Origin of the sequence: Sphingomonas sp. CFBP 13706 (assembly GCF_014842355.1) — a bacterium.
In the GTDB taxonomy this organism is placed as follows: domain Bacteria; phylum Pseudomonadota; class Alphaproteobacteria; order Sphingomonadales; family Sphingomonadaceae; genus Sphingomonas; species Sphingomonas aerolata.
The window spans coordinates 50,669-64,286 of record NZ_JACYVM010000005.1 but is presented as its reverse complement, the minus strand read 5'-3'; the positions used below and the strand labels follow the sequence as shown (position 1 = coordinate 64,286).

Below are 13,618 nucleotides of genomic sequence, written 5' to 3'. Positions count from 1 at the left end.
ACCGCCGCGCTGCTGACGCTGAGCCTGACCAAATGGCCGTTCTTCTCTCATAGCGTACGTTCCGCGGCTGTTAGTTGCGGTAGAATCGCACGGCAGGACGCGATTTGGCGTTCGCGGAGCCGGGTTGCCCGCCACCGCAATTCTCGGCGAGCGTCCGAAACTTCCCATTTCTGGCGAGAAGGGCTTACTTTGATGCAGTCTCGGCCTTCGGCTCCCACAACTCTATCTTGGTCTCGTCCGGATCAACGATCCACGCAAATTTCCCGATTGCGTCGGTGTCATCCCTTTTAAGTATCGCGACGCCCTTGGCTTTCAGACGATCAACGAACGCGTCCAGGTCATCTACCGCGAAATTCAGCATGAACTCGTGCTTTGAGGGTTCCATGTAGTTGGATCCCTCCTGAAATACATTCAGAGTGAGTACTGGCGGGTGCTCCGGCGCGTCATAGGGCAGCACGACTCCGCCCCACGCCTCAACTTTGAGGCCGAGAACATCGCGATACCATGCCATGAGGGCTTTCGGCGCCTTGCTCTTAAAGAAGATGCCACCTATACCGGTAATTCTGCCGATCGGTTCTGCGGAGACAGTCATGGGCGTCAACGCGGCCAAGACGGCAACGACTGATAGTAGCCTGCGGATAGTCGGCACAGCATTAGCTCCCCCCATCGTTGCTGGCACGATGTTATCGGCGTGCGGATCGCCTGGCAATTTTATTCCTGATCGACGATTCTCTTCGCAGAAAGCGGCAGTCTCGCAATATCGGTTATTGCCACGGGCCTTCCCGAAAGCGGGCGGCCAGCAATTCTTCCCATCATGACGTTCATGGTCGAACACCGGACAACGAAAGCGGTCCGCGCGGAGATGAACAAATGACTGACGTTGGGGAGCGGGGAAGTCCGCGCGAATGACCGAGTTTGGGTCGTGTATCCAATCGGCCCATCAAGTCTCGACCTCGGATATGGCTCGGTCATCAGGGCGGCGTAAGATGCCATCTTTCAGCATTTTCGCGACGACCTTCGCGATCTCATCTGGCGTCTCGTCTTCGTTCCAGACGCCGTAGCGAAGCCCCAGGAATACGTTCATTCCCATGATCGCCCAGCCATGGACCTCGCTGACGTCGCCCTTGACCTCGCCGCGGTCCGCCGCCTTTCGCAGGCGACGCGTGATCCGGTCCGCCGTGGTCGCATAATGGAGGCGAAAACTCTCTGGATCGACGAATTCGGACTCGTCGATGATCCGGTAGATTTCCTTGTGGTCACGGACGAAGCTGATGAATTCGCGAAGCCCCGCCTGCTCGGCCGCGATCTGGTCGGGTGCGGACAGGATCGCCGGGGCGACATGATCGCGAACCTGGTCGGACATGTCGCGGACGAGCGCGCGGAACACCGCGTCCTTTGAGTCGAAATAGGTGTAGAAGCTGCCAAGCGCGACGCCGGCGCGCCGCGTGATGTCGCTGATCGAGGCCTGGTGGAATCCGTTGTCACCGAACTCGATCGCGGCGGCGTCCAGGATCGCACGCATCGTCCGGCGGCCACGATCGGTACGCGGAACCTTGCTGTCGCCGATGACCGCCGGGTCTGACGGCGTCGTCTCCTGCGCCTTCGCCATTCTGTCTGCCTCGATACACAAGTTGAATACTGGTTCAGGTTTCAGTATAGACTGGAACCAAGGCGCACAACCCGGATCATACCGGGCGCATCAAGCGGGCGCCGCAGGAGGGGATGACACCGTGGCACAGCCGAAATCCGTCATGATCTTGTTGAACGCCGGTGTTGCACTCGGCGCGCTGCTGGCGGGATCCGCGTCCGCGCAGACGCAACCCGTCGCGCCGGCAGCAGACGCGGCTCAGGCCGGGCCCGTCATCGAGGAGGCCGGGATCGATGGCGATATCGTCGTCACCGCACGCCGCCGCGAGGAACGGCTGCTTGACGTGCCGATCGCGATCACCGCGTTCACCGGCGCGCAGCTCGAGGCGTCGGGGGCGCTCGACGTCACCGATCTCGCCGCTGTCACGCCGAACGTTACGCTGGAAACGTCGCGCGGCACCAATTCGACGCTGACCGCCTTCATCCGCGGCGTCGGCCAGCAGGACCCCGTCGCCGGGTTCGAGGCGGGCGTCGGCATCTATCTCGACGACGTCTACCTCAACCGCCCGCAGGCCGCGGTGCTCGACATTTACGACGTCGAGCGGATCGAGGTGCTGCGCGGTCCGCAGGGCACGCTCTATGGCCGCAACACGATCGGCGGCGCGGTGAAATATGTCACCCGCCGGATCGGCCCCGACCCGACGCTGAGCATTCGCGCAACCTATGGCAGCTATGACCAGGCTGACGGTGTCATCAGCGCGAGCACGCCGATCGGCGATACGGGGTTCAGGATCGGCGGTGCGGTTGCGCGACTGAGCCGCGGCGGGTTCGGCACCAACCTCACCACGGGGCAGGACAATTACAACAAGGATTTCTGGGGTGCGCGCGGCACGCTGCAATATGAGGCGGGCGACAGCGCGTTCTTCCGGCTGTCGGGGGACTATACGAAGGACGACAGCAACCCGCGCGGCGGGCACCGGCTGATCCCGGGGCTGGTTTCCAGGACGCCGGTGCTGTCCGACGTGTTCGACAGCCGCGGCGGGCTGGTCGCACCGAAACAGTCGGTCGAGGCCTATGGCGGGTCGCTCTTCGCTGAACTCAAGCCCGCCGCATATCTGACGCTGCGCAGCATCACCGGCTATCGCAAGGACGACAGCGCGACGCCGATCGATTTCGACGCGCTGCCCGCCGTCGATGTCGACGTCCCCGCCTTCTACAATAACGAGCAGTTCAGCCAGGAGGTGCAGCTGCTGGTCGATGCCGGGCCGTTCAACATGCTGGCGGGGCTCTATTATCTCGATGCCAAGGCGCGCACCGTGTTCGACGTACGGTTGCCGGGGACAGTCACTGCGCTGACCTTCGGGAATGTGCGGACCAATACGGTGGCGGTCTTCGGTGATGCCACGCTCGACGTGACGCCGATGCTCAGCCTTTCGGTCGGCGGACGCTATACCTGGGACGATCGCATGTCGCAGATCCAGCGCAACGTATATCTGGGCGCTTCCCCCTTCTTCGGCGGCACAAGCGCGCCGATCGCGCGACAAACCGACTTCCGCGGGACCGCAAGTTTTGCCAAGTTCACGCCGCGCGCGTCCGTCAGCTTCAAGCCCGATGCGAACAACACGCTCTATGCGAGCTGGTCGAAGGGGTTCAAGGGCGGCGGGTTCGACCCGCGCGGCGTTGGCACCGCGGCGCCCGACCTCAACGGCAACGGCATCACCGGCGCTGGTGGCGACCGGCAGGATATCTACAACTTCCTGTCGTTCGGGCCCGAGAGCGTCGAAAGCTATGAGGCGGGATACAAGGCGTCGCTGTTCGACCGCCGGCTGACGCTCGCGGTGGCGGGGTTCCATTCGAAATATACCGATGTCCAGGTGCCCGGATCGGTCGGTGCCACCGTCGGCGGCATCCAGACCTTTATCGGCATCACGACCAATGCGGGCCGCGCGCGGATCAACGGTGTCGAAGGCGAGGCCAATCTGACGGTCGCGGAGGGCATTGCGGGCGCCGGCGACCGCGTCAATTTGTCGGGGACGATCGGCTATCTCGATGCCAAATATACGCGCTTCATCGATTCCCGCGGGATCAATGTCGCCGCCAATCGCAGGTTCCAGAACACGCCCGACCTGACCGCGAGCGGGACGCTCGCCTATCATGTCCCGGTCGGTGCGGCGGGTGCGATCGATGCGAGCACGACCTTGTCCTACCGCAGCGATTCGCAGCAGTTCGAACTGCGCACCCCGCTGCTCGACCAGCCGGCCTATGCGCTGCTCGACGCGAACCTCGTCTATACGATCGACGCGCGCTTCTCGATCGGGGTGCACGGCAAGAACCTGACGAACAAGCGCTATGTCGTGTCGGGCTACAACTTCCTGCTGCAGAACCCCGATACCGGCGACTATCTGCGGACGGCGGCGGGCGCGTTGCGGCCATCGCTCGGCAGCGACGGCGTGCTGACGGCCTATTACGGCAACCCGCGTCAGGTCTTTGCGACCCTCACCGCGAAATTCTGATGGAGCGCAACCGGGGGGCGGGTGATAGCCCCCCGGTTACTGGAGCAATATATGGCGAGTGATATCCCGGCGACCCCGCGCGAGGGCCGCCGCTACCGCGTGACTGCGCTCGTCATGCTGTTGTTGGTCTACACATTCAACTTCGTCGATCGGCAGATCCTTGGCATCATCGCGCCGACGATCAAGGCGGACCTAGCATTGACCGACACGCAATTGGGCCTGCTTGGCGGGCTGGCGTTTGCGTTGCTCTATTCGACGCTTGCGATCCCGCTGGCGTGGCTGGCCGATAGAACGAGCCGCACCTGGGTTATCACGCTATCGCTCGCTGTGTGGAGCGCGTTCACTGCCCTGTGCGGTGTGGCCAGCAATTTTGCGCAGCTCTTCGCGTTCCGGATCGGCGTGGGGGTTGGCGAGGCGGGGGGCGTCGCGCCGTCCTATGCCGTGATCGCGGACACGTTCGCGCCCGACCGCCGTGCGCGCGCGCTGGCGGTCTATTCGCTCGGCATACCGCTAGGGTCGGCAGCCGGCGTGATGCTCGGCGGCTATATCGCGACGTCGATCGACTGGCGGACCGCGTTCATCGTGGTCGGTGTCGCGGGGCTGGTGCTCGCACCGGTGTTTCGGCTGTGCGTGCGCGAGCCGGTTCGTGGGTCCGATGCGTGCGACCGCGAACCTGTCCGCCGCGTGTTCGGCATTCTCGTGCGCAAGCCGAGCTTCTGGCTGCTCGCGTTCGGCGCCTCGGCGAGTTCGATGCTGGGCTATGGCCTGGCCTTCTGGCTGCCGTCGCTGATGCAGCGGAGCTTCGGGCTCGACCTCATCGAGACCGCAAAATTCTACGGCGGCGTGCTGTTGCTGGGGGGCGTTGCCGGCGTTCTGCTCGGCGGCGTGCTCGGCGACCGGCTGGGGGCACGCGATCGGCGGATGTACGCGCGCGTCCCAGCGATCGCGTTCATCATCGCGGTGCCCCTGTTTGCCGCAGGAATCCTGTCGTCCTCGGTGACGGCGGCGTTCGTCTTCTTCCTCGTGCCCCAGGCGCTCGCCTATGTCTGGCTCGCGCCCGTCATCACGGCGATCCAGCATCTGGTACCTGGGCATATGCGCGCCACCGCATCGGCGACGTTCCTGCTGATCAACAACCTCATCGGTCTTGGCGGCGGCAGTTTTGCGCTTGGCGCACTGTCGGACGGTCTCGCCGCGCATTATGGCGACGAAGCGTTGCGCTATGCCATGCTTATGGGGCTCGTCCTGTATCTGGTGGCCGCGTTGCTGATGTGGCTGGCATCGACACCGCTCCGTCAGGACTGGGTCGATCAATCGACTTAAGACGCCAACACCGACAGCCGGATGGCGCCAGCCGGGACTGTTTGGGCGTGTGCTCGCGGAATGCGGATAGCGGATTGTGAAGCTTTGATAGCGTCCAACGCGACCCGTCGCTTGGAACAGGCACGAAAACGGCGGTAGAGCTCGACGCCTGCCACGAGCTCCGCCGTTTTCATGTCAGATTTATGCGCACGCGGCGCCCCGATGATGTGATCTTCGGTGAATCGGCCTTGCCGCATCGCTCCGCTCCGTCCGACGAGCTGATGTACCAATGCCGTGGCGTCCGGGGATCAGGTCTGACGCACAGGCGGGGCTATATTAACACATCCGTATGATAATGGCCGCTTTTCAGGTCGTTATGGGGTTTTCAACGGCGATTCCGCCTGCGCAGCGTTGGTGCATCGGGCTACTACCAATAGCGGCGGCTATCGTCACGTGGCAGCTCGTCGACCGCAGTGCCGCCGCCATAGCGTCCGTTGCAGTCTGTCTCGTTTTCGCAGCAATGGCGTATTCGATTGCCCAGCATTGCCGGGTATCGCGATTGATCCGGCATTTGCAAATTCTCGCCGGGACGTCTCCGACGGTCTCGCGTGGTGAAAGGCTGGCACAGAGCGTAGCGACCATCGCGGATCGACTGCAGGCTGTCGAGCATCGCACCAGTCATCGCCACGCGATTACCGGCTTGCCGACCCGCGAGCCGTTGATCGAGCGAGTGATGGCGGACGGGCGCGGCGTACTCGGTGTCATCGGATTCATGGACTTCGATCGGCTGTGCGCGTTTGACCCGGCGCTGGGCGAACGCCTGCTGCTGACGATCGTCGACCGGCTGACCCGGATGTTGCCCGAAGAACGACTGATAGCGCATGTCGATCGCGCCAGCGTCGCGATCTGGTTCGGCCCGGATGTCGTCGAGGATGCTGCGCAGACCGAACTGGATGTGCTGAGATACGCGCTGGGCGACGTGGTGATCGATGGCGACCGGGAAATTCTGCCGGAAATTCGCGTGCGGCAGGCCAGGATGCCAGCCGACGGTGTGAACGCGCAGGCGATGTTGTCCCGCACGTTGGCGTCACTGACAGTACAGCCCGGTGCCGTGGTCGCGGTCGCCAGCCCTGTCCTCGATCTCGCAGCCCTGGCCAGCGAGCGGTATGCCTTGGAACAGGACCTTCGCCAGGCGATCGCGCGCGGCGAACTGGAAATGCGATACCAGCCGTTGATCGATGCCGGGGAAGGTCGGGTGTCGGGCGCGGAATCGCTGATCCGCTGGTTTCATCCCACCCTCGGGCAGGTCTCGCCGTCGCGGTTTGTGCCGGTGATGGAGGCGATGGGGCTGGCGCATGAAATCGGTATGTGGACCCTTAACGCCGCTGCGCGGGAGGCGCGGTCATGGCAGGCACAGGGCCTGGACGCCCTGCGCGTCGCGGTGAACGTGTCGGGGCATCAGCTCGACCGCGACGACATGGCGGCACTGGTCGCACGCACGCTTGCGCGGCATTCGCTGGGGGCGGCTGCGCTGGAGATCGAATTGACCGAGAGTGTCGCGATGAGCGACGGTACGCGCGCCACCCAGCTGTTCGACGTGTTGCGGGCGGCTGGCGTGCGGATCGCGATCGACGATTTCGGCACCGGCTATTCCAGCTTCAGCACGCTGCGCACGCTGGCGTTCGACAAGATCAAGATCGACCGGGAATTCGTGACGAACGTCGATACGCTGCGCGACAGCCAGGCGATCTGCCAGAGCATCGTCGCGCTGGGGCGTGGGCTCGGCATCCGCGTACTCGCCGAAGGGGTCGAGCGACGCGCAGAATATGAGTGGCTGTTGCGTCACGGCTGCACGCATTTCCAGGGCTATTATTTCTCGCCACCGCTGAAGGGCGCGGAGTTCGTCGCGTTCGCACGCGATTCCGCCGGGCTCGCGAAGTTGCTGGCCATCGACCCGTACGCGATGCGGGACCGGATCACCGAAAGGCTTACCGCATGAGTTTCTCTCCTCGACAGGTCGCGCGGACCGGCGCGCTGGCGCTCGCGCTTGCGATTACCGCCTGTTCGCATGGGCCCAAGGCGGGACCGCAACCGGCGCCTGCGCCGCAGACGACGCCGGCGAGCGAGATCGACGCAATCCTGCTATTGCTGGATCAGGGCGATAGTGGTGCAGCGAAGAAGCGCATCAACGCCGCGTTGAAGCGCGATCCGATGAATCCTTCGGTCCACGTGCTGCGCGACTCGATCGACCGCGATCCGAAGGATCTGCTGGGGCCGACGAATTTCACCTATACCGCGCGGGACGGCGACACGATGTCGGGACTGGCGCAGCGGTTCCTGGGCAATCGTCTGAAGGCGTATCAGCTCGCACGCTATAACGACATCGCCAAGCCTGCCGATCTGGCGGCTGGCCGGACGCTCCGTATTCCAGGCGAGCCCCCGCGCATCGAGGCGCCCCGGCGATCCGAGCCGCGACCCGTGCCGGCCGCTCCTACCCGCGTGAAGCCAGCCGCGCCCAGGCCGGCGCCGGTGACGAAGCCGACTGCACCCACGGCCAATCGGGTCGCCGCGCGTCAGGCGCGCGCGACGGGGCTGGCGGCGCTCAATTCGGGGAATGTCGTGCGCGCGGTCGGCCTGTTGCGCCGGGCCGCTGCCCTTGATCCCGGCAACCCGGTCATCGCGCGCGACCTGACGCGTGCCGAGCGCATTGCCGCCACCGTGAAGGCGCGCAAGTGATGACCGAGATGCTGGGACGCTACCGGATCGACGGTCGGCTGGGCGAGGGCGCGATGGCGGACGTGTTCCGCGCGTTCGATCCGGGAATTGGGCGCACCGTGGCGATCAAGGTGCTCAAACCGGAATATGGTCGCGACCCCGAACTGGGCGAGCGCTTCCTGCGCGAGGCGCGCGCCGCGGGCGCGCTGAACCATCCCAATATCGCCACCGTCTACGATGTGGGCGAGGCGGACGGTGTCGCCTATATCGCGATGGAGCTGATCGAGGGGCAGCCGCTCGACACGCTGCTGCTGGCGCAAGGCCGGCTGCCGTATGAACGCGTCCTGGCGTTGGGTCAGCAACTCGCCTCGGCGCTCGACTATGCACACAGGGCGGGCGTCGTGCACCGCGATGTGAAGCCATCGAACATCCTGCTGTCGGCGGACGGCCGCACCGCCAAGCTGCTCGATTTCGGCGTCGCGCGGATCGGCGATATCGACGTGTCCGGCACCGAAGGACGCCTTGCGCGCACGCAGGTCGGCCAGATGATCGGGACGCCGCGCTATATGAGCCCGGAACAGGCGCTCGGCATCCCCGTCGACCAGCGGTCGGACCTCTTCTCGCTGGGCGTGGTGCTGTACGAGATGGTGACCGGCAAGGTCGCATTTCCCGGCATGGGGCTGGCGACGCTGGCCATCCAGATCGCGCAGGAGCGTGTCGAGCCGATCACGCGCTCCGCCGCGGACTGCCCGCCGGGCCTGCGTTTTGTGATCGACAAGCTGCTGGCGAAGAAGCCCGAGCAGCGGTTCGCCGACGGGCATGCGGTGTACGAGGCGCTGACCCGCGAGATCGCGGCGACCGCCGAGGCAGCACCTGGCCGCCGTGGCCTGCCGCTGAAGATCAAGCTCCCGCTGGCGCTCGTCACAGTAACCGCGATCGCGCTGGTCGCGAGTGTGTCGTCGATCCTGGAGCGGCAGCAACGCACGCTTGAGCATATGGCGATCGTGTCGGGTCGCTCGATCGCGGCGTTCGTCACCGGCAACACCGCGGTGCTCGCTGCCGACAATGCGGGGCTCGCGCCCGAGCAGCAGGACTGGACCGCGTTGCAGGCCTTCGTCGCCTCGGCCTCGCGCGATCAGGAGATTCGCGACATGGTGGTCGCCGATACCGGCGGGATCGTCCGCGCGGCAGAGGACGCGAAGCTGCTCGGCACGCGCTATCGCCGCACCGTTGGCGAAGCGGCGATCGGCAGCGGCGCCGGCGTGACCGCGGCACCCGACCGGGGCAAGGGCGCAGGACTGCGGTTCGTCCGGCCGATCCGCTATGCCGGGGCCGAGTTCGGCACGGTCGACCTGGTGCTGCGCCGGACCGCGCTGGACGCCGCGATCGACAATGCGCGGATGCTGCTGACGGTGCTGTCGCTGGTGATCATGGGTGTGGTGCTGGTGATCGGCTATCTGAGCGGCGCTATGGTGGCCCGGCCGCTCGCCCGACTGCGCAAGGCGCTGGACGAGGCGGCGAAGTCCGATTTCGCTCTGCGCATATCGCATCGCCGCCGCGACGAATTCGGCGCCGCGTTCGACGCGTTTAATCGCGCCGCCGCCGCAGTCGAGCCGCATCTGGCGGGGACCGGCGCGCAGGCCGACATCGCGATGCGCGCTACCCGCGTCGTGCCGTCCGCTCGTCTGGCCGCCTGAGGATCCGTTCGATGTACATGCTCCAGCTTTTCGACCGAGACGACATGGTCCAGCCGCTCGATGCGCGGCTGATCCGCGAGGGTCTGCTCCGTATCGGTCGCGATACCGAGGCGGACTGGCCGATCGCCGACCCCGATTGCGCGCTGTCGCGGGCGCATTGTGAACTGCGCGTCGACGGCGATGGGCTGACACTGCGGGCGCTCGGCGCGAATGGCGTATTCGATGCCGATACCGGGCAACGGTTTCCCGATGCGGTCGACGTGGTGCTGCCGGTGCCGAGCGCGCTGAGGCTCGGCCGGTTCAAGATGGTCGCGACGCAGGCCCCGCATGGCGACCTGGAAGTCGATGGCGCGCTGACCATGGTGCTGACACCGCCGCTGGGATCGTCGGTGGAGGTGCCGAGCGACTGGGCCGATGCCGGTGAGGCGCGACCGCTGGGCGATGGGTCGTTGCTGGAGGCATTTTGCGAGGGCGCCGGGCTGGACTGTTCGCTGCTCTCCGAAGAAGAGCCGACCGAGATCATGCGGCGGGCGGGTGCGGTGTATCGGCAGATGGTGCTGGAGATCGGCGACCTGATGGCCGAGCGCGACCATGCGCGCGGACGCTATCAATTGACGCGCACGACCATCAGCGGCGCGGACAATAATCCGTTCAAATGGGCGCCGACACAGCGGCTGGCGATCGACCTGCTGCTCGCGGGCTCGACCGGGTTCCTGTCAGGCCCGGCGGCGCTGAAGGCGTCGTTTCGCGACGTGAAGCGGCATCTGGTCGCCACGTTCGCAGGCCTGCAGGGGAGCCTGCGCGCGGCGATCGGCACGTTCGAGCCGGCATCTGTCGATGCGGCGATCGCGGACCGCGCGACGCTGCTGAAAAGTCGTGCGAGCCTGCAGATGGCAGAAGTCGCTGACCGTCATGCCGACCTGACACGGCAGATCGTGGCATCCGCACCCGGCTCGCTCGATCGCGCTTTCGCCCTCGCCTATGACGCCGCGGACTCGGCCATGGCGCGCGATCCCGCATGAAGATCGCCAGCCTGTTGCGACGCAAACCCCGAGGCGGTCCGTCGCTCGCTCGGGAAACCGTCTATGTGTCGCAAAACCGATCCCATGTCGGGCGGGTGCGCCGCGTCAACGAGGATCGTTTTCTCGATCGCGCAGACCGTGGGCTCTGGGCGGTCGTGGACGGCATGGGCGGCCATAGCGGCGGGGCCGCCGCCGCTGCGACGGTGGTCGATGTCTTGCAGGCACTGGCGGATGATCCGGCGCCGATCAACGCGGCAGCGGTGCGCGCCGCGGTGTCGCATGCCAATCGCGCGATCTACGATGTGCATGCGACCAGCGGCGCGACGATCGTGATCGCGCTGATCGAGGGCAGTGAGGCGACGATCTTCTGGGCGGGGGACAGTCGGGCCTATCTGATGCGCGGCGGCGGGGCGGAGCAGCTGACCCACGATCACAGCGTCGTGCAGGAGATGATTGACGCGGGTGTCCTGACGGAAGCCGCGGCGGACCGTCATCCGCAAGCCAATGTCGTCACGCGCGCGCTCGGCGTTGCGCCGGCCGTAGCGCTGGATAGCGTCACCACACTCGTCCAGCCGAACGATCGACTTCTGCTGTGCTCGGACGGCGTTTCACGATCGCTTGATCCGCGCGATTTCGCGACGATGCCCGCGGCGATCGGGGACATGGCGGACCGCATTCTCGAAAACGCACTGCAACGTGATGGCAGTGACAATGCAACGCTCGTCGTGATCGTAGGGCTATCGGGGTGAGACCTGTGCGTCCGCTCGTAGCGGAACGCACGACCGCTGCTCTGTTGTTATGCAGCGTCATGCAAAACCGTGTACCATCTGCTAGCCTGGTATAAGAATACTAACGTTCCATAACGCGCTGCCGTCGAACGGCCGGCACACATAGATGTCGGCCGATAACTCAAGCGCTGTCGATGATGGGAATTCAACGTGATGCAAGCCATTTGGTTTTTGCATCGGGAATGACCGGAATGGCGGTTAGCGGGGCTGGCGGCGTTCCGTGCTGGATCATAGCCAAGCGGTGGTGCCATTTAGGGGCATCACGTCCTCGCAAACGGCAGAGATGCCAAATCGCCGCCGCATTGATCCCGGCCGCTGCAAGCGCGACTCTTGGCAGGGTTAGGCCGCGTTCGTGGTCTGAAGGGCAGGCATGCCCCATCTCCGTCAAGTATTCACTTTAAGCGCGTCAGGTTTAGTCATTGCGGCAGGCAGCCAGATCACGACTGTCGGCGTAACGGCCGGTCTTGCGCAGCTTCGTATCTGTGTCATCTCGCTCCTATCGAGAATGTCCGCTTGAGGAAGGAGGCACCGGATAAGACCGCTATCGGGCGACTGTGGAAGGGCCGCATCGTGACGTCCGGTGTCAGGGGTGGTCTAACTGGCGCCGCGACCTAAAAGAGCCCGATGGCTGGCCTGTTCAATCGTCTCTTACCGTCCAAACGCTGGACGCCGTCGCGGTATCGGGCGTTGCTGCGCGCGCGCGGGCCGCGATCGACACAGTTCCGGACGCGGGGTGCGATCCTTGCGGGGGCGATCCTGATCGGGATCGTCGCGACGCTGTTTGCCGAGGCGGCCGATTGGGCGGGCGAGGTTTTCAGCAACTTTGCAAAGACATGGCATTGGTTGCCGCTGGTCACGACGCCGCTGACGTTCATGGGGCTGGTCTGGCTGACCCGTCGCTATGCGCCGTTCGCGCGGGGCTCCGGGATTCCCCAAGTCATCGCGGCGCAGGCCAATCCGAATGATGCGACCGGCACGTTGATCTCGATCCGGACGGTGGCAGCCAAGGCGGTGCTGACGATCGGCGCGGTACTGGGTGGCGCATCGGTCGGCCGCGAAGGCCCGACCGTCCAGCTGGCGGCAGCCGTCATGGGATTTACGCATCGTCTCGTCCGCGTGCCGTTGCGGGGCGGAGTCCTCATCGCCGGTGGTGCCGCAGGCGTTGCGGCGGCGTTCAACACGCCGCTCGCCGGGCTGCTGTTCGCGATCGAGGAACTCGCGTCCGCCTATGAGCAGAGGGTGACGCTGCTCGTCCTTGCCGCGATCGTGATCGCCGGGATGGTCGCGCAGTCGGTGCAGGGCGACTATATCTATTTCGGCGCGATCGGTGCGCATATGCCGCTGCTGTCCGCGCTGATCGTCGCGCCGGTCGCAGGGATCGCGGGTGGCATGACCGGCGGGCTGTTCTCGCGGATTCTCCTGGCGATGGCGGTCAGCCGCAACCGCGTGACGGGATGGACGCGCGCGCATCCCGTCGCGTTCGCCGGTGTCTGCGGGGGCGTCGTTGCGGTACTCGGCGTCGTGACCGGGCTGACATGGGGAACCGGCTATGCCCCGGCGCGCGCGATGATCGTCGGCGTGGATGCGCCGCTCTGGTTCGGGCCGGCCAAGCTGGTCGCCACCGCCGCGACGGCGATCGCGGGCCTGCCGGGTGGGATCTTCGCGCCGTCGCTCGCCGTCGGCGCTGGCGTCGGCAATCTGCTGCGCGAGATCTTCCCCGGCGAGCCCGCCAGCGCGATCGTGATCCTCGGCATGGTCGCCTATTTCGCGGGCGTCGTCCGCGCGCCGCTCACCGCGGTCATCATCCTGTCGGAGACGACCGCGAGCCGCGGCCTGATGCTGCCGATGTTCGCGACCGCGTTCATCGCCGATGCGGCCAGCCAGTGGGTATGCCGCGAGAAGCTGTACCATGGTCTATCGAAGACCTTCGCCATGACGGAGACGACCCGATCCACCTGAACCCTGCAAAATTCGCAACGCTCCCCCGGGCGTGG

General features: G+C 65.5%; 10 protein-coding genes. 8 read left to right on the top strand and 2 right to left on the bottom strand.

Going from position 1 to position 13,618, the window contains the following annotated elements; genetic code table 11:
* Positions 1–184 precede the first annotated feature (184 nt).
* Both IFS44_RS11010 and IFS44_RS11005 read right to left on the bottom strand, forming a co-directional pair.
* A complete protein-coding gene (locus tag IFS44_RS11010) occupies positions 185–649 on the bottom strand; it encodes a VOC family protein (RefSeq protein WP_342366409.1) in 465 nt (154 codons plus the stop codon).
* Positions 650–940: 291 nt separating this feature from the next.
* Positions 941–1,609: a TetR/AcrR family transcriptional regulator gene (locus tag IFS44_RS11005; protein ID WP_192098483.1), complete on the bottom strand. Its 669-nt coding sequence runs from the start codon at positions 1,607–1,609 to the stop codon at positions 941–943.
* A gap of 142 nt (positions 1,610–1,751) precedes the next feature.
* Here IFS44_RS11005 and IFS44_RS11000 point away from each other — a divergent pair, with 142 nt between their 5' ends.
* From IFS44_RS11000 to IFS44_RS10965, 8 genes are all read left to right on the top strand, one after another.
* Positions 1,752–4,100: a TonB-dependent receptor gene (locus tag IFS44_RS11000; protein WP_192098482.1), complete on the top strand. Its 2,349-nt coding sequence runs from the start codon at positions 1,752–1,754 to the stop codon at positions 4,098–4,100.
* 51 nt (positions 4,101–4,151) lie between these two features.
* Positions 4,152–5,423, top strand: coding sequence for a spinster family MFS transporter (locus tag IFS44_RS10995; protein WP_192098481.1), 1,272 nt, complete (start codon positions 4,152–4,154; stop codon positions 5,421–5,423).
* A 550-nt stretch (positions 5,424–5,973) separates the two neighbouring features.
* A complete protein-coding gene (locus tag IFS44_RS10990) occupies positions 5,974–7,401 on the top strand; it encodes a putative bifunctional diguanylate cyclase/phosphodiesterase (protein WP_244650198.1) in 1,428 nt (475 codons plus the stop codon).
* Positions 7,398–8,138, top strand: a complete 741-nt coding sequence (locus IFS44_RS10985) for a LysM peptidoglycan-binding domain-containing protein (RefSeq protein WP_192098479.1) — start codon at positions 7,398–7,400, stop codon at positions 8,136–8,138. The genes IFS44_RS10990 and IFS44_RS10985 overlap by 4 nt, the downstream gene beginning before the upstream one ends.
* Positions 8,138–9,814, top strand: coding sequence for a serine/threonine-protein kinase (locus IFS44_RS10980; RefSeq protein WP_244650197.1), 1,677 nt, complete (start codon positions 8,138–8,140; stop codon positions 9,812–9,814). Before IFS44_RS10985 ends, IFS44_RS10980 begins: the two co-directional genes overlap by 1 nt.
* A gap of 11 nt (positions 9,815–9,825) precedes the next feature.
* Positions 9,826–10,836 (top strand): type VI secretion system-associated FHA domain protein, encoded by a 1,011-nt coding sequence (locus tag IFS44_RS10975; protein WP_192098478.1) that lies wholly within the window; start codon positions 9,826–9,828, stop codon positions 10,834–10,836.
* Positions 10,833–11,585, top strand: a complete 753-nt coding sequence (locus IFS44_RS10970; RefSeq protein WP_192070745.1) for a PP2C family protein-serine/threonine phosphatase — start codon at positions 10,833–10,835, stop codon at positions 11,583–11,585. Before IFS44_RS10975 ends, IFS44_RS10970 begins: the two co-directional genes overlap by 4 nt.
* A 663-nt stretch (positions 11,586–12,248) precedes the next feature.
* Positions 12,249–13,583 carry a chloride channel protein gene (locus IFS44_RS10965; RefSeq protein ID WP_031393631.1) on the top strand — a complete coding sequence of 445 codons (1,335 nt, stop codon included), beginning with the start codon at positions 12,249–12,251 and terminating at the stop codon, positions 13,581–13,583.
* The last annotated feature ends 35 nt before the right edge of the window (positions 13,584–13,618 follow it).